The organism is Haematobacter massiliensis (assembly GCF_000740795.1).
GTDB classification, from domain to species: domain Bacteria; phylum Pseudomonadota; class Alphaproteobacteria; order Rhodobacterales; family Rhodobacteraceae; genus Haematobacter; species Haematobacter massiliensis.
Genome location: NZ_JGYG01000001.1, coordinates 95674 through 113541, shown reverse-complemented (window position 1 = coordinate 113541; position 17868 = coordinate 95674). Strand labels below are relative to the sequence as shown.

At 64.1% G+C, this 17868-nt stretch carries 16 protein-coding genes; 5 read left to right on the top strand and 11 right to left on the bottom strand.

Annotated elements, in window-relative coordinates:
• The first annotated feature begins 98 nt into the window (after positions 1–98).
• Complete coding sequence (locus CN97_RS00540) at positions 99–326, top strand: sulfurtransferase TusA family protein (protein WP_035705627.1); 228 nt, start codon at positions 99–101, stop codon at positions 324–326.
• A 51-nt stretch (positions 327–377) separates the two neighbouring features.
• Here CN97_RS00540 and CN97_RS00535 read toward each other — a convergent pair whose 3' ends face one another.
• The 4 genes from CN97_RS00535 to purQ all read right to left on the bottom strand — a co-directional run bounded on the left by CN97_RS00535 (position 378) and on the right by purQ (position 7437).
• Positions 378–3005 (bottom strand): Rne/Rng family ribonuclease, encoded by a 2628-nt coding sequence (locus CN97_RS00535; protein WP_035705624.1) that lies wholly within the window; start codon positions 3003–3005, stop codon positions 378–380.
• A gap of 579 nt (positions 3006–3584) precedes the next feature.
• Positions 3585–4922 (bottom strand): sigma-54-dependent transcriptional regulator, encoded by a 1338-nt coding sequence (locus tag CN97_RS00530; RefSeq protein WP_035705621.1) that lies wholly within the window; start codon positions 4920–4922, stop codon positions 3585–3587.
• 7 nt (positions 4923–4929) lie between these two features.
• Positions 4930–6633 (bottom strand): sensor histidine kinase, encoded by a 1704-nt coding sequence (locus CN97_RS00525; protein ID WP_084683959.1) that lies wholly within the window; start codon positions 6631–6633, stop codon positions 4930–4932.
• Between the two features lie 132 nt (positions 6634–6765).
• A complete protein-coding gene (purQ, locus tag CN97_RS00520) occupies positions 6766–7437 on the bottom strand; it encodes a phosphoribosylformylglycinamidine synthase subunit PurQ (RefSeq protein ID WP_035705615.1) in 672 nt (223 codons plus the stop codon).
• Between the two features lie 150 nt (positions 7438–7587).
• Between purQ and CN97_RS00515 the strand changes: the two genes are divergently transcribed.
• A complete protein-coding gene (locus CN97_RS00515; protein WP_035705612.1) occupies positions 7588–7977 on the top strand; it encodes a hypothetical protein in 390 nt (129 codons plus the stop codon).
• On the opposite strand, the gene purS is transcribed toward CN97_RS00515, so the two are convergent.
• Positions 7978–8217, bottom strand: coding sequence for a phosphoribosylformylglycinamidine synthase subunit PurS (gene purS / locus CN97_RS00510; protein ID WP_035705609.1), 240 nt, complete (start codon positions 8215–8217; stop codon positions 7978–7980).
• Between the two features lie 97 nt (positions 8218–8314).
• Positions 8315–9079, bottom strand: coding sequence for a phosphoribosylaminoimidazolesuccinocarboxamide synthase (gene purC, locus CN97_RS00505; RefSeq protein WP_035705606.1), 765 nt, complete (start codon positions 9077–9079; stop codon positions 8315–8317).
• A 161-nt stretch (positions 9080–9240) separates the two neighbouring features.
• On the opposite strand from purC, the gene CN97_RS00500 reads away from it, so the two are divergent.
• Positions 9241–9558 carry a DUF1476 domain-containing protein gene (locus CN97_RS00500; protein WP_035705602.1) on the top strand — a complete coding sequence of 106 codons (318 nt, stop codon included), beginning with the start codon at positions 9241–9243 and terminating at the stop codon, positions 9556–9558.
• 32 nt (positions 9559–9590) lie between these two features.
• Here CN97_RS00500 and CN97_RS00495 read toward each other — a convergent pair whose 3' ends face one another.
• Together CN97_RS00495 and CN97_RS00490 are read right to left on the bottom strand one after the other, a co-directional pair.
• A complete protein-coding gene (locus tag CN97_RS00495) occupies positions 9591–11210 on the bottom strand; it encodes a glucan biosynthesis protein (RefSeq protein ID WP_035705599.1) in 1620 nt (539 codons plus the stop codon).
• A 203-nt stretch (positions 11211–11413) separates the two neighbouring features.
• A complete protein-coding gene (locus CN97_RS00490; RefSeq protein ID WP_035705597.1) occupies positions 11414–12505 on the bottom strand; it encodes a PA0069 family radical SAM protein in 1092 nt (363 codons plus the stop codon).
• Between the two features lie 164 nt (positions 12506–12669).
• Here CN97_RS00490 and CN97_RS00485 point away from each other — a divergent pair, with 164 nt between their 5' ends.
• The gene (locus CN97_RS00485) at positions 12670–13416 is read left to right on the top strand and encodes a type 1 glutamine amidotransferase domain-containing protein (protein WP_051910862.1); all 747 of its coding nucleotides are present in this window, start codon (positions 12670–12672) and stop codon (positions 13414–13416) included.
• A gap of 3 nt (positions 13417–13419) precedes the next feature.
• On the opposite strand, the gene CN97_RS00480 is transcribed toward CN97_RS00485, so the two are convergent.
• Positions 13420–13854, bottom strand: coding sequence for a SufE family protein (locus CN97_RS00480; RefSeq protein ID WP_035705595.1), 435 nt, complete (start codon positions 13852–13854; stop codon positions 13420–13422).
• A 424-nt stretch (positions 13855–14278) separates the two neighbouring features.
• Between CN97_RS00480 and CN97_RS00475 the strand changes: the two genes are divergently transcribed.
• Positions 14279–14737 carry a hypothetical protein gene (locus CN97_RS00475; protein WP_035706800.1) on the top strand — a complete coding sequence of 153 codons (459 nt, stop codon included), beginning with the start codon at positions 14279–14281 and terminating at the stop codon, positions 14735–14737.
• A gap of 40 nt (positions 14738–14777) precedes the next feature.
• Here CN97_RS00475 and CN97_RS00470 read toward each other — a convergent pair whose 3' ends face one another.
• Both CN97_RS00470 and CN97_RS00465 read right to left on the bottom strand, forming a co-directional pair.
• Entirely contained in the window at positions 14778–15869 is a 1092-nt protein-coding gene (locus CN97_RS00470) for a CoA transferase (protein WP_165496680.1), read from the bottom strand.
• A 45-nt stretch (positions 15870–15914) separates the two neighbouring features.
• A complete protein-coding gene (locus CN97_RS00465) occupies positions 15915–17747 on the bottom strand; it encodes an ABC-F family ATP-binding cassette domain-containing protein (RefSeq protein WP_035705592.1) in 1833 nt (610 codons plus the stop codon).
• Between the last annotated feature and the right edge of the window lie 121 nt (positions 17748–17868).

The following is a 17868-nucleotide window of genomic DNA, read 5'->3' as shown; positions in this document are numbered from 1 at the left end:
GGCGCCGTCACCTGCGGCCGATGTCACCTTGCCGTGCTCCTTCTTGCCGTGAGCGGCCAGTCGAAGGTAGGCAGAGCATAGCCACGAAAGGATTGAACATGTGGGATGAAGACCTCGATGCGCGGGCCCTGCGCTGCCCCCTGCCGGTGCTGCGCGCGCAGAAGCGGTTGGCAGGACTTGCCCCCGGCAAGGTGCTCCGCATCCTCGCGACCGATCCGATGGCCCGTGTAGACATCCCGCATTTCTGTACCGAGACCGGGCATATGCTGCTCGAAAGTCATGAGAACGGGGACGAGATCACATTCCTCATACGGGCTCGCGGGTAGGAACGAAAAAGGGCGCCACAGGGCGCCCTTTCTAGGTTCTTCCATTGGGGATCAGGTATTGACCGTCCACCAGCCGCGGCGCTTCGACGCGGGCTTTTCAGCCTCGTCTCCATCCGCGAGCGCCGGTTCTGCCGTCACCGTCTCCTCCTCAGCGGGAGCGGGTGCAGTGGCTTCCGACACTGGAGCTACGGGCCCAGGCTCGGCCGTCTGCAGATCCGCAGGAAGCGTAGCCTCGGACACCGGAGTCGCTTCTGGGGCGATCTCGGTCGTCACGGCCTCTACGGGTGTTTCCACCTTCTTGCGGCGGGTGCGTGGCTTCTTCTTCGGCGCTTCGACCTCGGCCGGAGCTTCCGCAGCCTCTGCAACCGGCTCCACCTTCTTGCGGCGGGTGCGCGGTTTCTTCTTCGGCGGCTCGGCCTCTGCGGGAGCTTCCACAGCAGGCGCCTCCTCGGCAGTGACCGTTTCCGCCACTGCCTCGATGGCAACCGCCGCGACCTCCAGCTTCGGCGCTTCGGTTTCGACCGGAGCGACAACAGGTTCAGGCGCAATCACCGCAGGGACTTCTTCCGCAGCCGGCTCCGCCGTCACGGATTCGACCTCGGCTTCCGGTGCCTCGTCGTCACCTTCGTCACCATCTGCATCGGCATCCTGAGCCGTGACGTTAGCATCGCCGTTCTGGCCGTTCCGCCGCCGCCGCCGCCGCCGCTTCTTCTTGCGGGCCGGGCCTTCGCCCTCTTCACGGGGTTCCTCTGCAACCGGGGTGGCGGCAGACACGGGAGCCTCCTCGACCTTGACCACCTCTTCCTCATACTCGGGCATTGCTTCCGTCGTATCGAGCGAGATCACCGCAGTCTGTGCTTCGGGCAGCGCGCGCGTCGCGGTTTTCAGCTTCTCGATCGAGAAATCGGGGCTGATCATGAAGGGATCGGCCTCGATGCGCACGGACAGGCCGTAGCGCGCCTCGATCTGCGCGATATGCTCCCGCTTCTGGTTGACGAGGAAGTTGACCACGCCCACAGGCGCTTTCAGCACCACCTCGCGGCAGCGTTTGCGCGTCCCCTCTTCCTCGATCTGCCGCAGAATGGCGAGCGCGAGGCTGTCATCCGAGCGCACGAGACCCGTGCCGTGGCAGTGCTGGCAAGGCGCGGTCGTCGCCTCGATCATGCCGGGACGAAGCCGTTGGCGCGACATCTCCATGAGGCCGAAGCCGGAAATGCGGCCGACCTGAATACGGGCGCGGTCGGTCTTCAGCTTCTCCTTCAGGCGCTTCTCGACGGAGGCGTTGTTGCGACGTTCCTCCATGTCGATGAAGTCGATGACGATCAGCCCGGCAAGGTCGCGCAGACGAAGCTGGCGAGAGATTTCATCGGCCGCCTCAAGGTTGGTCTTGAGCGCGGTATCCTCGATCGACCCTTCCTTGGTCGCCCGCCCGGAGTTCACGTCGATCGCGACGAGCGCCTCGGTCACGCCGATGACGATGTAACCGCCGGACTTGAGCTGGACCACCGGATTGAACATGCCCGACAGATAGCTTTCCACCTGATAACGCGCGAAGAGCGGCATGGTATCGTGGTAGCGGATGACCTTTACCGCATCCGGCGGCATGATCATCTTCATGAAGTCGAGAGCCGTGCGATAGCCCGCGTCGCCCTCGACCAGCACTTCCTCGATGCCGGATTCGTAAAGATCGCGGATCGCGCGCTTGATGAGGTTGCCTTCCTCATAGATCGGCGCGGGAGCGATGGATTTGAGCGTCAGGTCGCGGATCTGTTCCCAGAGCCGCATGAGATACTCGTAATCGCGCTTGATCTCCGATTTCGTGCGCTGCGCGCCCGCGGTGCGGATGATGAGACCCGCGCCTTCCGGCACTTCCAGCTCGGAGGCGATTTCCTTCAGCTTCTTGCGGTCGGCGGCGTTGGTGATCTTGCGGCTGATGCCGCCGCCCCGCGCCGTATTCGGCATCAGAACGCAGTAGCGGCCCGGCAGGGACAGATAGGTGGTAAGCGCCGCACCCTTGTTGCCGCGCTCCTCCTTCACGACCTGGACCAGCATGATCTGCCGGACCTTGATGACCTCCTGGATCTTGTAGCGGCGGGCACGCTGCTTCGGCGGCGGCGGGAGTTCCTCGGAAACGTCCTCCTCCGCGATGGATTCTATGTCGGAATCCGTTTCCGAAGCGCTATCCACAGCGGCGTAGACGGTTTCATCCTCGGTACGATCGGGCGCGACATAAAGGTCGGCCTCCATCGGCTCCCCAAGGTCGACAACATCCATGCCCAGCGGTTCGGCATCCGTCTCAGACTGGGCGATCGCGTCGCCGTCCCCCTCCACGCCGGCAGCCTTGGAGCGACGACGGCCACGGCGGGCTTCATCGGCTTCCTGCTGCTCGGCCAGAGCACGCTCTTCGGCGATCAGCGCCTGACGGTCGGCCACCGGGATCTGGTAGTAATCCGGGTGAATCTCGGCGAAGGCCAGAAACCCGTGCCGGTTGCCACCGTAGTCCACAAAGGCCGCCTGAAGCGAAGGCTCCACCCGCGTCACCTTGGCGAGGTAGATGTTCCCCGCAAGCTGACGCTTGTTTACGGTCTCGAAGTCAAACTCTTCGACCTTGTTCCCGTCCACGACCACGACGCGAGTTTCCTCTGCGTGCGTGGCATCGATTAGCATCTTCTTTGTCATGATCTCTCGTTGCACCGCGGCAACCCGAAAGCCCGATCGGCATGCGATCGGGCGGGCGGACAGGTTCCGGGTGGTGACTGGCTGGGGCGAGGTGTGTCATGGCAAGGGCGGCGGCAGACGCGGTCTGCACGCTCGGCTGTCCTTTCCTCATGACTTTATCCATCGCATTTCAAATCCTGGACGCGGTGTGCCGCGCCCCCAATGTGCGCCCCCTGCGTGATGCATGAGGCGCGCTGCTCCGGCCTTTCGGCCAAATCCTCCGACGAACGCGTGCTGGGGACGCCCTGCCTTCGCATCGTTCGCGGCGAAATCCTTTTCCAGAGGGCGGAAACCGCACATTCCAGATAACGACAACACTAACGGGGTATTCTGGCGATTGCCAACGCCAAAATTCATCCTCCCGCAGCTTATGCGCTACATAAGCATCGCAGCCGCCCGGCACCAGCTTCTCGAAAGCGGTGGCCCGGCACGTGCCGCGAAGACGTATCCGCTGCCCCACGGCCCACTCCCGGGCAGTGATCGCTCCCCCGGCCCGTCTGATCTCAAAGTCGGGCCGGGGTCGACCGAATCAACGGCGGTTCACAGGTAATCCGTACGCGACAGGGCGTATTTTGCCATCTTCTCGTTCAGTGTCCGGCGCGGCAGGCAGAGCTCATCCATCACAGCGGCAATGGACCCTTTGTGCCGCCGCATGGTGTTGTCGATAAGCATCCGCTCGAACGCCTCGACATATTCCTTGAGCGGCTTTCCTTCCGTCGTCATCGCGGGAGACGAGTTGTCGTCGCTGTCCGCCATCAGCAGAGAGGCGATGGAGCCGGAGCCGCGCCGGTTCTGCAACACCGCGCGCTCTGCGATGTTGATGAGCTGACGGACATTTCCGGGCCAGGGCGCCTGCAGAAGCTGTGCCGCTTCCTGCGCGGTGACCTGCGGCGCGTCGCAACCATATTCCTCTGAGAACTGCTCACCATAGCGGGTGAAAAGCGTCAGGATGTCCTCTCCCCTCTGCCGGAGCGGCGGCAGGGTGATCTTCAACGCGGCGAGCCGGTAATAGAGATCGGAGCGAAGAACGTCTTCGACCGTCCGTCCGGCCTCATGCTGGTTGACGATGGCGATAATGCGGGTCGCGGCCGGCGTGCCCTGATCGTTGATGAACTCAAGCAGACGGGCCTGCGCCGCCGGGCTGAGCGCTTCCACATCCTCCAGCACCAACGTGCCGCCGCGCGCCTCCTCCACCGCGGGAAGGCTGGTCGCGCCTTCCTCCATGGGGCCGAACAGGCGTTGCGAAAGCTGGTCTTCCCCAAGTGCCGCACAGGAGAGCGAGACGAACTTCTTGCCGGCGCGTGGCCCCACGGCATGAAGCGCATGGGCCACGAGCGTCTTGCCCGTGCCGGTTTCGCCGTCGATCAGGACATGACCATCCGCCTGACCCAGATCGAGAATATCTTCTCGCAACCGCTCCATCACGGGAGAACCGCCGATGAGCTTCTTCATCATCGTCGTTCCGTCCGACAGTTCCCGCCGCAGGGTCCGGTTATCAAGCGCGAGGCGGCGGGTCTGGGTCGCCTTCTTCGCCAGTTCGGTCATCCGGTCGGGGTTGAACGGTTTCTCGAGAAAATCGTATGCGCCGACATGCATCGCCTCCACCGCCATAGGCACATCGCCATGACCGGTGATCATGATGACGGGCAGGCCGGAATCCATGCTCATCAGGCGCTTCAGGAATGTCATGCCATCCATGCCGGGCATGCGGATATCGGACACCACCACGCCGGGCCAGTCCGGCCCGATCACCTTGAGCGCATCCTCCGCCGAGGCGTAGGTTTCCGTGTCAAAGCCCGAAAGTGCCAGCCATTGGCTGATCGACTGACGCATGTCCTGTTCGTCATCGACGATGGCGATCTTCATCGTGCGGGCCATGGGTCTCCTATTCTGCTGCTGCAGCTTGCTGATCGAGGAGCGGGATCTGCACCTCGAATACGGCGCCGCCGCCGGACGCATTATGCGCCGTCAGACGACCGCCGAGATCGGTCACGATACCGGAGGAGATCGCGAGGCCGAGCCCCGTCCCGTCCCCCGGTTTCTTCGTCGTATAGAAAGGTTCAAAAAGATTGTCCAAATCCTCGATCCCATGGCCGTTGTCGCGCACCGTAAGGGTCGCCGTCTCCCCGGCCGAGAGGAGGATGTCTATCTGCGGCTGGCTCACGCCCTTCGTGGCGTCCAGCGCGTTGCGAAGCAAGTTGATGATGACCTGCTCCAGTCTGATCCGGTCCGCCATCACCATGACCGGCTGGCGCGGCAGACCGCGCGTGATCTTGACAGCCCGGGTCTTGAGCTGCGGTTCCATCATTGCAAGAGCGGCAGAGACCGACGACCGAAAATCAATCGGTTCAAAGGCTTCTCCGCCTTTCCTCGCAAAGCTCTTCAGCTGACGCGTGATCGCGCCCATTCGTTCGATCAGATCGTCAATCCGCTGGAACGAGGACAGGGCTTCATCCGGTCGCTTGCGTTGCAGCAGCAGCTTCGCACCTGCAAGATAGGTCTTCATCGCAGCGAGAGGCTGGTTCAGCTCATGGCTGACCGCCGCGGACATTTCCCCCAGAGCCGCCAGTTTCGACGATTGCGCCAGCGTCTGTTCCGCCACCGCGAGATCTTTCTGTACCTTCTCCCGCTCCGCGATCTCTCTCTGGAGCCGGGCGTTCAGAATGCGCAATTCCGCCGATTCCTTCTTGAGGCTGGCTGATTGCGACCAGGCCCTGCGAGAGAACATGTAGAAGATCAAAGCCAATAGAATGGCGAAACCCATGATCTCCAGCGCGAGGATGGTGTTCACCCCCTCCCGCACACTGTCGTAACGGGTATAGGAGACGAGCTTCCAGCCCCGGAACGGTATACGCGTCTCATTGCGCATGACCGCCTCGCCCCGGAGATAGGCATCGGGCGGGGCCTGCGCCCAATCCGTCGTGGCCTGCAGAGCGCGCTGAATGGCGGACGGCGCGGAGCGGACGGCCAGCGCCTCCTCCATCGTCAGTCCCCGCCAGCGCGGCTCGGTGGAAAGGATGATCTTGCCTTCGCTGTCGATCACCGAAACGGCGTCGGAGAACCCGCCCCACGACCGCTCATACTTGCTCAGATCAACGCTCACCGACACGACGCCGATGGGACGACTGTCCGACAGGACGGCGCGCGAGAAATTGAACTGATAGCCCTGCGTTTCCGTCTCTGCGACGGTGAATACGGTTTCCTTGGCCTTCTGCGCCTCTGCAAAGGCAGGGTCGTCAAAATGGTTCGTACCAAGCTGGTTGCGGTTTGTCGCTGCCACCACCCGCCCGTCATTGTCCATGAGCGTCAGCGCGGCAGACCCGATCTCCGTCTGGAAAGACATCAGCCGCTGCGTCGTCACCGAAAAATCGCCCGATTGCAACGCGCCGATCAAGGCCGGATCGCGGGCCAGCAGCAGCGGAACCACGGAGTTGCGCTGCAACTCGCTGGCCACGTTGCCCGCATAGAGAACAAGCCGAAGCTCCGCCCGGTTGCGGGTTGTATCGGTCAGGCGATCGGTCAACAGATGATTGGTGAGCCAGACGACAGCAACTGCGCCGATAACGAACAGCGCAATGACGGCCCGCATCACCCAAGGCATGCGACCCGCACGTTCTGCAAGACTTATTTCATCTATCGCCGTCATTGCGGCACTCTAGCCACAGGCGCGGGCAGGCTCAACTCACGCCTGCGGCAGATAGGCGCTCTGCCGCCAATGATATCAGGCCTGGGCCATCACACCGGCGAGCGACCGGAACAGCGCCTGTCCATCCGTTCCGCCCTGGATCGCTTCGATGGCCCGCTCGGGATGCGGCATCATGCCAAGGACGCGCCGGTTCTCCGACAGGACGCCTGCGATGTCTCCGGTCGAGCCATTGGGATTGTCGGCATAGCGGAAGGCGATGCGATCCTCCGATTCCAGCCGTTCCAGCAGCGCGCCGTCGGCGATATAGTTGCCGTCGTGATGCGCGATCGGGATGGTCACCCGCGCGCCCTTCTCCCAACCGGAAGTAAAGGCGCTGTCGCTGGTGGATACGGTCAGATCGACTGGTTTGCACAGAAACTTCAGCCCGGCGTTGCGCATCAGCGCGCCCGGTAGCAGGCCGGTTTCGGTGAGCACCTGAAAGCCGTTGCAGACGCCCAGAACATAACCGCCCCGCTCAGCGAAATCCCGTACGGCGGAGACGATGGGCGAGCGTGCGGCAATCGCTCCGCAGCGCAGATAATCACCGAAGGAGAAGCCGCCCGGCACGCCCACCACGTCGATCCCGGCCGGCAGCGCGGTTTCCTTGTGCCAGACCATCGCGGGTTCGATGCCATCGACCTTGCGGAAGGCCTCGGCAAGATCGCGATCACAGTTCGATCCGGGGAAAACGATGATGGCGGCCTTCATGGCGGGCTCCTCGAAGGATATCGATGCGGGATGGCCGATGCTCTAGCGCCAAATGCCCTGTCAGGCAACGGGAGTCGAAGAAGCGCTCGCTCTGTTCACTTAATGTTCACTTTTGAGTGATTTCTTGTCCCTACCAGACAGGAGTTTCTGATGAACAACATTTCTGTTGCCGTTTTTCTACCGATTGCATTGCTGATCAGCGGGTGCGCTACCGTCACGCGTGGCAAGAACGACGTGCTCGAGATCATGACGCTGCCGCCCGGCGCTACCGTGAGGACAACCAACGGTTACAGCTGTGCGAGCACACCCTGCGCCATCAAGATGCCGCGCAAATCGGAATTCGCGGTCTCGCTCACCAGGGATGAATGCGAACCGACGGAGGTCAACGTCACGCACAAGACGTCGGGAAGCGGCGGTGTCGCTCTCGCGGGCAACGTCCTTGCGGGCGGGATCATCGGGCTTGGCATCGACGCAGCCACGGGCGCGTCGCAGGAACTCGTGCCAAACCCGATCAACGTCACAATGCGTTGCCGCGGCTGATCAGCCGAGTTCGACGGTGTATTTTTCGATGACCGTATTCGCGAGAAGCTTTTCGCACATCTCACGAACCGCCTTCTCAGCGGCAGCGTGATCGGTCTCTGCCAGGTCAAGTTCGATCACCTTGCCCTGGCGGACACCTTCCACGCCACCGAACCCGAGCGTTGCGAGCGCGTGGCGCACTGCCTCGCCCTGCGGGTCAAGCACTCCGTCTTTCAACATGACGTGGACGCGGGCTTTCATGGGATCGCTCTCCTGGACAGTCGCCGGCCCCCCGGCATTCGCCGCTCTCCTAGGCGGTTCAGCGCGGAAAAGAAAGACCGCATACGCCGAAGTCGGCTCAGTTGATGAGGGTCGGCTTCGTTGCGTGGGTCACGTTGGACGGAAGGACGCCAAGACGCCGCGCGATCTCCGTATAGGCTTCGGAAAGGTTGGAAGCTTCACGGCGGAACGGATCCTTGTCCAGCCGCTCGACAGGAGATTTCATGTCCCACAGACGGCAGCTGTCGGGACTGATTTCATCCGCCACCACAAGCCGTTGATAGTCGCCATCCCAGATGCGTCCGATCTCGATCTTGAAGTCAGCCAGCCGGATTCCGACGCCCATCATCACGCCAGACATGAAGTCGTTCACCCGCAGCGCGAGCGCGACCATGTCGTCCAAGTCCTGCTGAGCTGCCCAGCCGAAAGCGATGATATGCTCCTCGGATACCAGCGGATCTCCAAGCGCATCGTCCTTGAAATAGAACTCTACGATGGGGCGCGGGAGCGCGGTTCCTTCCGGAATGCCCAGACGTTGAGAGATCTCTCCGGCCGCAAAGTTCCGCACCACGACCTCCAGCGGGATCATCTCCACAGCACGGATAAGTTGCTCACGCATGTTGATCCGGCGGATGAAATGGGTGGGCACCCCGATCGCGTTGAGGCCATTCATGAAGAATTCGGAGAGGCGGTTGTTCAACACGCCCTTCCCTTCCACCACCGTGGATTTCTGCGCGTTCTGCGCTTTGGCATCGTCTTTGAAGTACTGGATCAGGGTACCAGGCTCAGGCCCTTCATAAAGGATCTTCGCCTTGCCTTCGTAAATCTTGTTGCGCCGTGCCATGAATTCTCCGTAGGCCGGCGGCGGTCGCACCCGTCGCCCTTGGCTGCGTCATAGGATAATAAGCCCCTTCCCGCAAGCCGATCGCGGACTTGCGACCGTGGCCGTCACAAACATATGTGTATTGTGGACCGTATAGCCAAGATGCGGAGGATGTCGCAGTCATGACCATGTTTGCTGACCGGGAGCGCGCGTTCGAAGCCAAGTTCGCGCATGACGCCGAACTAAAGTTCCGGGTGGAGGCGCGCCGGAACAAGCTCATCGGCCTGTGGGCGGCGGAAATCCTTGGTAAAACCGGCCCAGACGCCATGGCTTTCGCCGCGGAAATCGTCCGCGCGGATCTCCTGCACGGCGGCGACGAAGACTTGGTTGCGCATCTCGTGGAGCAACTTTCCGGCGGCGTTGCGGAGGGGGAAATACGGATCAAGCTTACCGAATACGCTGTTCAGGCAGGTCGAGAGGTTTTTGACGATCTGCAGTAGGAGGGCACCGCCGGGGCGCCCTCCCTCCTCCGTCAACCCCCCGGATTGTTGGGTGCGAATTGGGCCAGCCAGGTTTCTGTCAGGGGCTTTCCGTCGAGCGCCATGTAACCGCGCATCTCCACGATGTCGGTTCCGGCCACGGTCAGATCGAATATCGCGCGCCAGACATTCCCTCCGGGCACCGGTTCGACCAGGGTGCTGGTCACCTCTCCCCGGCTGGTGGTGATTTCGATGGTCGGGAACACGCCATAGGGGATCTGGGTCAGCACGGGCGGATTGTCGAATTCGATGGCAATCTTGTAGACACCCTGCGGACGCGGTTTTCCGGGCTGCCCCCCGCGCCCATAGCGGGTGGAAATCACCTGCGCCACGTTTGTCGCCGGGAACGGCTCCTGATCGACCCAGTGAAGGCGGTATGACAGATCGTAGCGACTACCCTTCACCGCCGCCTGCTCGGGCACCCAGAACGCGCCGATGTTGTCATGGATTTCGTCGTCCGTCGGGATTTCCAGAAGCTGCACGCTTCCCTTGCCGAGCGGCTTCAGCGGCTCCACCCACAGACTGGGGCGGCGCTCATAGAACACACCATCGCGGTAATGGTCGAAGTTCCGATCCCGCTGCAGCAGGCCAAACCCCTTTGGGCTATCGTCGCCAAAGGCGGATATGCGTGTCTCGCTGGGGTTGCGGAGCGGTCGCCATATGCGTTCACCCGCGCCCGTCCAGAGCGCCAGACCGTCGGAGTCATGCACCTCCGGACGCCAATCCTCCATCCGCGCGCGGCCGTATTCGGCATACCAGAACATCGACGTAAGGGGCATGAGGCCCAGACGCTTGACATCTTCCCGCAGGAAGAGCGAGCATTCGATATCCATCACCACGCCCTTGGAGCGATCCTGCCCCCGGGTCATGCTGAAGCGATAGGCGCCGGTCACGCTCGGCCCATCGAGCAAAGCACAGACCGTCACGGGTTGCTCGGGATCGGGCGATTCCGAGATATAGAAATCGGTGAAATCGGGGAACTCTTCCGGCGCGTCGGGGACCGCCGGATTGATGGCCACGCCCCGCGCGGACAGGCCGTATTGCCCGAGCGCACCGATCGCGCGGAAATAGGAGGCGCCAAGGAAGGCCACCCAATCCTGCGTACGCCAATCTTCCGCGCCCCACCACTCCTGAAGCCGGAAGCCCGCGAAACCCGAATCTTCCGGCAGACGGCGCGCCGGGCTGTCGTCCGGCATGGTGAAGTAGGACGGTGCATACATCACCTCCCGCGCCGTGCTGTCCTGAACGAGGTGCATCCGCACCGACTTCTGGAAGAACTGGCCCAGGTGGAAGAAGACGATCGGATAAGCGCCCCCCGAGCCTTCCTGCGCATAGGGGGAGAGGTCCGTGTTGAACTTGATCTTGCCCCAGGCGTCGTAGTCGATCTCCTGGGTGACTTCCGGCATCGGCCGGTACGGCGATCGATAGGCCGCCTTGGCCGCGGCTTCCGCCCGCTGGATCAGCGTTTCAAAGGTGAACGGCTGCGCGGTTCCGAGGTGAAGACTGCTGTCCTGCGCGTGGGCGCCGCGCCAGGATGTACCGAGCAGGGGCGGCATCAGCGCAGTGGCCGCGGCGGCGCCAAGGAGGCTGCGTCGGGTAAGGCGGATGGACATCTTCGGTGTTCCTGCTGGCTGCCAACATGCGACGGCGGCGTCAAAACGCCGTCGGCGCGGAGGAGCCTCGCGCGCAGCGGATCGAATATCATTTCCCTGGTGCCGCCAGCAATGCCGAAGCGGCGGTGGCGCGCGGGTTCCCGCGTATCTGTGATGTGAAAGCGCGGATTTTAGCGACTTTCGCAGCTTGCCGGCCGGATGCTTCAGAACAACGAAAGCTGATCGCCCGGTCGCGGCGGAACCCGGAACAGGTCGGTACGCAGTGCCCGCCCTTCCCGCGCGAGGCCGAGGCGGGTTACGGCAACATGGAACCGTGCCGACATCAGATCGGCCCATGGCCCCTCCCCCCGCATCCGCTTGCCGAAGGCGGGATCGTAGTCTCGCCCGCCGTGCAGCTCGCGCACGCGTCCCATGATCCGGGCGGCACGGTCGGGGAAACTCTGCTCCGCCCAGTCGCGGAACAGGTCGGCCACCTCTCGCGGCAGGCGAAGCGGGATCATGCTGGCGGTTGTCGCACCTGCGTCGCGACCGGCTTCGAGGATTGCCTCCATCTCATGGTCCGTCAGCGCCGGGATCATCGGAGAGGCCATTATGCGCACAGGGATACCCGCCTCCGCCAGCCTGCGGATCGCCGCCAGCCGTCGCGCGGGAGCAGGCGCGCGAGGCTCCATCTTCCGCGCAATCTCCGGGTCCAGAGTGGTGACAGACACCCCGACCGCCGCGAGGCCGGCGGCGGCCATGGGAGCGAGAATGTCGATATCCCGTTCAATCAGCGCCCCTTTCGTGACGATGGCCACCGGGTGGTTGAAATCGCGGAGCACCTCCAGCACCCGCCGCATCACCTGCTGCTTTACCTCCACCGGCTGATAGGGATCGGTGTTGGTCCCGATGGCAATCACGGCGCAGGTGTATCGTGGCGAAGACAGCTCGCGCGCGAGCACCTCATGCATACCAGGGCGCGCGATGAGCTTCGTCTCGAAATCCAGCCCCGGCGAGAGGTTCAGATAGGCATGGGTGGGCCGGGCAAAGCAGTAGATGCAGCCATGTTCGCAGCCCCGGTAAGGGTTTATGGAGCGGTCGAAGCCAACGTCGGGGGACTTGTTCCGGGTGATAGCACTTCGCGGACGCTCGATCCTCAGTTCGGTGCGGAGCAGGCGCTCCTCCTCTGGAATGTCCCATCCGTCATCGAACGCCTCTCTCCGCTCCGTCTCGAACCTGCCGCTGCAATTGCTTGCGGCTCCGCGGGCCCGGAGCCGCAAGTGAGGGGGGAGAGAGGAATCGCCGGTGTTCGCCATGCGGGTATTATTAGAACATTTAGCGAACATGACAACAGGCATCAGGCGATCTTTCGCCGGTCTCGAAGGAGATCCCGGCCCCTTTCCGCCGACCCCGCTCACTTGTGGGTTTCCCCGCAGGGGGTCGCTCCCGTAAGCAGGGGAAAGTCCCGAAAGGAGTTTCCATGGCGCGCATCCTCTTCGTTCTGACCTCGCGGCGCGAATCCGGCGGAAAGCGGGCACCGGCAGGCTTCCATTGGGAGGAGTTCGTCACCCCGTACTGGGCTTTCCGTGACGCGGGGCATGAGGTGGTCGTGGGATCGGTGCTCGGCGGAGAGGCGACTGGCCTGCCCGGATCGGAGGTTGACGGGCCGCATGGACGCATCTCCCGGTCCGTCCGCCGCTTTCAGGAGCGCGGGCAGGAGATGGAACTGCTGCAAGGCACGCTGCCAGTTGTCGCCGCCAAGGCAGAGGATTTCGATGCGCTGTTCTTTCCGGGCGGCGTCGGGCCGCTGTGGGACCTGCACGAGACGCCAGAGATCGGGGCGCTTGTCTCGGCCGTTCTGGCCCGGGGCGGTATCGTTGCGACCGTTTCCACCGGAGCGGCGGCGCTTCTGACGGCGCTGGACGCGGAGGGAGAGCCCATAGTACGGCGGCGGCGGATCAGCACGGCCCCGGATGCAGAGCTCTCCGCTGCAGGCCCCGCGCCCTATTCCATCGAGGCCGCATTGGTGGAGCGTGGTGCCAGGATCGGTCGCAACGAATACCTGTTCCGGCCCCATGCGCTCCGTGACGGCGGTCTGGTCACCGGGCAGAATCCTGCCTCCGCCGCGCCGGTCGCCCGTCTGGTGCTGAGCGCACTGGCGGACATGCAGGGCGGGCAGCCGACACTGGAACTGGTGCCGCCCGCGCTCTTCCGGCGTCCGGGTTAAGGCTCAGGAGGCGCGGGTCGCCTCTGCATCCGCGACGTCCCGGATCCGGCGAACCATGGCGCGGAGGCCGTTCGACCGCTGCGATGACAGGTGCTCATCCAGGCCGAGCCGCTTCAGTTCGCCGGGAGCATCTACCTGTCGCACTTCCGCCACGGTCAAGCCGGAATAGAGCGCGTGGAGAATGGCGATCAGCCCCCGTACGATCATCGCATCGCTGTCGCCTTCAAAGGAAAATACGGCCCCCTCTCCCTCGCCATCCATGACGGGTCTGATCCAGACCTGACTGGCGCAGCCATCCACCTTGGTTGCAGGCACCCGGAAGGCATCATCGAGCGGCGGCATCGCCTTGCCCAGTTCGATGACGTGGCGGTAGCGGTCTTCCCAATCGTCGAGGAAGTCGAACGTATCGGCGATGTCTTCAAAAGCTGGCGTGGCCACGGCAGGTCTCCTTTGGCTCTGGACCTAAGCGTCCCGGCGCGTCTCGTCCAGCCCCAGCCCCGCCGATGTGCTCGGCGTTGGGTGTGCAGACCGGCTCCGGAGCGGTCGGATGGCCCTGATCCATTGCGCGTTCAGGCGCCAGTTGGCCCGCCACCCTGATGCGCAGCCCAGGCGCCACAGCACGCAGGGAGCGCTCGGCCATGATGCCGCCGAAGGGCGTTCTGGGCAACGGGCCCCTCCGCCGGCAGGCCGCGCTCGATCGGACAGGAGGCGCGATTGAGGATGGTCGGGGGCGACTGTTTCATCCAGCGGGGTGGCAGGGCGCATGCGCATTCACATCCGGCAGGCCGATGGGCGAGCGGGAATTGGCTTTCCAACTGCTGCCCTTTCGGCTACCGAAGAAGCCAAGAACGAGGGACGTCCGATGAAGATACCGCTGCTCGCCGCCCTGACGCTGGTCATCGCGCTTGGTGGCTGCGCCTCGCGCTGGAATCCGATGAATTGGGCGGGGTCGAATTCGACGCCGGACACTCTGGAGCCGGAGGAAGGCTATGCCGCCGCGACTGTGGACACCCGCCCGCTGGTCGCGCAGGTGACGGGGCTGACGATCGATCAGGCCCCGGGTGGAGTGATCGTCCGCGCGACAGGGCTTCCGGCGACCCAAGGCTACTGGAACGTCGCTCTGCTGCCGCAGGGTCCGGCCGAGAGCGGCACTATGACCTATCGGTTCGTCGCCGTTCCGCCCGGCAGGCCCGTTCCCGCAGGCTCCGCCGCTGCCCGTGAAGTGACGGCGGCACGGTTCCTCAACGCCTATCAGCTTGAGAGCATCCGCCATATTGTTGTTGTCGGAGAAACCAATCAGCGGAGCGTGACCGCCCGCTGACCGGGCTGCGGGATGGCGGGGCGGACCTGCCGCCCATTGCTCACGTCCAGCGCGCCAGAATGTCCGATACCGCCAGCGGATCCGTCTGGCTCGTCTCACGCACCCTGCCCGGTGTGCGGGACAAGCGGGGAGCCGGTGCCGGCTGCACGACGCCGTCCCACGTTCCGAATGCGCCGCGCGCGATGTTATGCGGATGGCTCGCCGCCTCGTCGACCGACAGGACGGGCGCGAAGCAGACATCCGTCCCCTCCATCTCCGCACACCACGCATCACGGCTCCGCGTCGCAAAGATGGCGGCGAAGGTTTCCCTGAGCTGCAGCCAGTTCGCGGGATCGGACCGGTCGGGCAGATCGGCGGCGTTCAGGCCGAGCCGCACCAGCAGTTCGGCATAGAACTTCGGCTCGAGCGACCCCACGGAAACGAAACGGCCATCCGCACAGCGATAGCAGCCGTATTCAGGCGCCCCTCCGTCCAGCAGGTTCACGCCCCGCCGGTCCTGCCAGCAGCCGCCCGCGCGCATTCCATAGATCATCGACATGAGGTGCACCGTGCCGTCGGTGATCGCGGCATCCACTACCTGCCCCTTGCCGGAACGGGCAGCCTCCAGCAGCGCCGCGGCCATGCCAAACGCGAGGTAGAGCGCGCCGCCGCCGAAATCACCGATCAGGTTCAGGGGGACTGCAGGCGCCTCCTCCGGGCCGATCGCATGCAGCGCGCCGGAAAGGGAGATGTAGTTGATGTCATGCCCCGCCGCAGAGGCGAGCGGCCCCGTCTGCCCCCAGCCTGTCATGCGACCGTAGACAAGACGCGGATTTTCCGGAAAATCTCCCGGGCCGAGGCCCAGCCGCTCCATGACCCCGGGCCGCATCCCTTCAATCAGCGCGTCGGCGCGGGAGACGAGGGCACGGGCAGTGGCCCTGTCCTCCGCAGTCTTCAGGTCCAGCCGGATGAAGCCCCGGCCCCGGTTCAGGATGTCGTACTCAAGGCCAAGCAGGCTTTCGCTGCCCGGTCTTTCGATACGGATCACCTCCGCCCCCATGTCGGCCATGAGCATGGCGGTGAACGGCGTCGGTCCCAGCCCCGCGAATTCGACAACCCTTACGCCGGCCAGCGGGCCATTCACTTCCGTCATCCTCTCCCCCCTCTTTTGCCTCGGCTGTTCCGGGGCTGACTTGCCTCAACCGGAAGCACGCTCCTCCAGCTCCAGCCATTCTTCTTCCGCCCGTGACAGCGCATCCTGCCGCTCCGTCAACGCGGAACTGGCCTTCGCGAATTTGGCAGGTTCGCGAGTGAACAGCTCGGGGTCGGACAGAAAATCGGTGAGCTTCGCGATTTCCGCCTCCAGCCGTGCGATGATGGCGGGCAGCGCCTCCAGCCGGTGCTTCTCGGTGAAGCTGAGACCTGCGCGATCCGCCGTGCCTTCCTGCCGGGGCGCGTCCTCCTTCTTCGGCTCCGGCCGGCGGGTCTGGCCCTTGGGCTCATCCACAGAACCCTGGGTGGCACCTGCCTTCTGGGCGCGATAGTCGCTCCAGCCGCCTGCATACACGGTGGCGCGCCCGTCCCCTTCCATTGCAACGGTCGTGGTTGCGACGCGATCTATGAAGTCGCGGTCGTGGCTGACGAGCAGCACCGTACCCTCATATTCGCCAAGCAGATCCTGCAGCAGATCAAGCGTTTCCACGTCGAGGTCGTTGGTCGGTTCGTCGAGAACGAGCACATTCGACTCGCGTGCCATGATCCGCGCCAGAAGAAGCCGCGCGCGCTCCCCGCCTGACAGCGCGCCGACCGGCGCGCGCGCCTGCCGCTCGTCGAAGAGGAAATCCTTCAGATAGGCCACCACATGCTTCGGTCGCCCGCGGACCATCACCTGGTCCGACTGGCCGGAGACGCGCATCTCCGGATCGCCGGTGAGGCTTTCCCACAGCGTCTGCTCCGGGTTCAACTGTGCACGGGCCTGATCGAAGATCGCGATCTCAAGGTTGGTACCGAGCCGCACCGTGCCGGTATCAGGGGCGATCTGCCCGGTGAGCATCCCGATCAGCGTGGTTTTTCCCGCACCGTTCGGCCCCACGAAAGCCACCCTGTCCCCCCTCAGGATGCGAAGGGAGAAATCCCGCAGGATTACCCGCTCCCCAAAGGTCTTGGAGATATTGCTGGCCTCCACGACAAGGCGCCCAGACTGATTTCCGGCCTCCAGCGCGAGATCCGCCGTGCCCTGACGGCGTATCATGGAAGAGCGCTCCTCCCGCAGCGCGGCGAGCGCGCGGACACGGCCCTGGTTGCGCTTGCGGCGGGCGGAGATGCCCTCCACCGCCCACTTCGCCTCCGACTTGATCTTGCGGTCGAGCTTGTGGCGGGCCGCGTCCTCCTCCGTCCAGATGCGGTCGCGCCAGTCCTCGAAGCCATCGAAACCCTGATCCAGCCTGCGGACCTCACCCCTGTCGATCCACAGCATTCCGCGGGCAAGCCGCCGCAGGAAGGCCCGGTCGTGGGAGATCAGCACGAAGGCCGAGCGCGTGGTGGACAGCGTCTCCTCCAGCCAGCCGATCGCAGCGATGTCGAGGTGGTTGGTCGGCTCATCGAGCAGCATCAGCTCCGGCTCTCCCGCCAGGAGCTTTGCCAGCGCCGCGCGCCGCTTCTCCCCGCCCGACGCCGTTGCAACCGGCGCTTCGGCCCGGAATCCCAGCCCTTCGGCGGCCATCGCGACCCGGTATTCCTCTCCCGGAGGCAGGCCATCCGCCGCAAAGTCGCCGAGCGTGGCGAATCCCGACAGGTCCGGTTCCTGCTCCATATAGCCCACGTGCGTTCCGGGCGAGAGCACTTTCTCCCCCGCGTCAGGCTCCACCAGCCCGGCCATGACCTTCATGAGTGTCGATTTGCCGGAGCCGTTGCGACCGACGAGCGCCAGCCGGTCGCCGGGCTGCACCACAAGGTCCAGACCTGCAAAAACGGGGTTTCCACCCCAGGTGAGAGAGATGCCAGAAAGCTGGAGAAGGGGAGCGCGTGCCATGGCGCTGGCCTAGTGCCGCGCCGGGCGGAGGTCAACAGGCGCTTGCGCCTGTCGGCCTGCTGTCCCGCCATCGGGACTGCGGTGACGGTCTCGTCCGACCTTGCGGAGCCGGCGCCTTCTT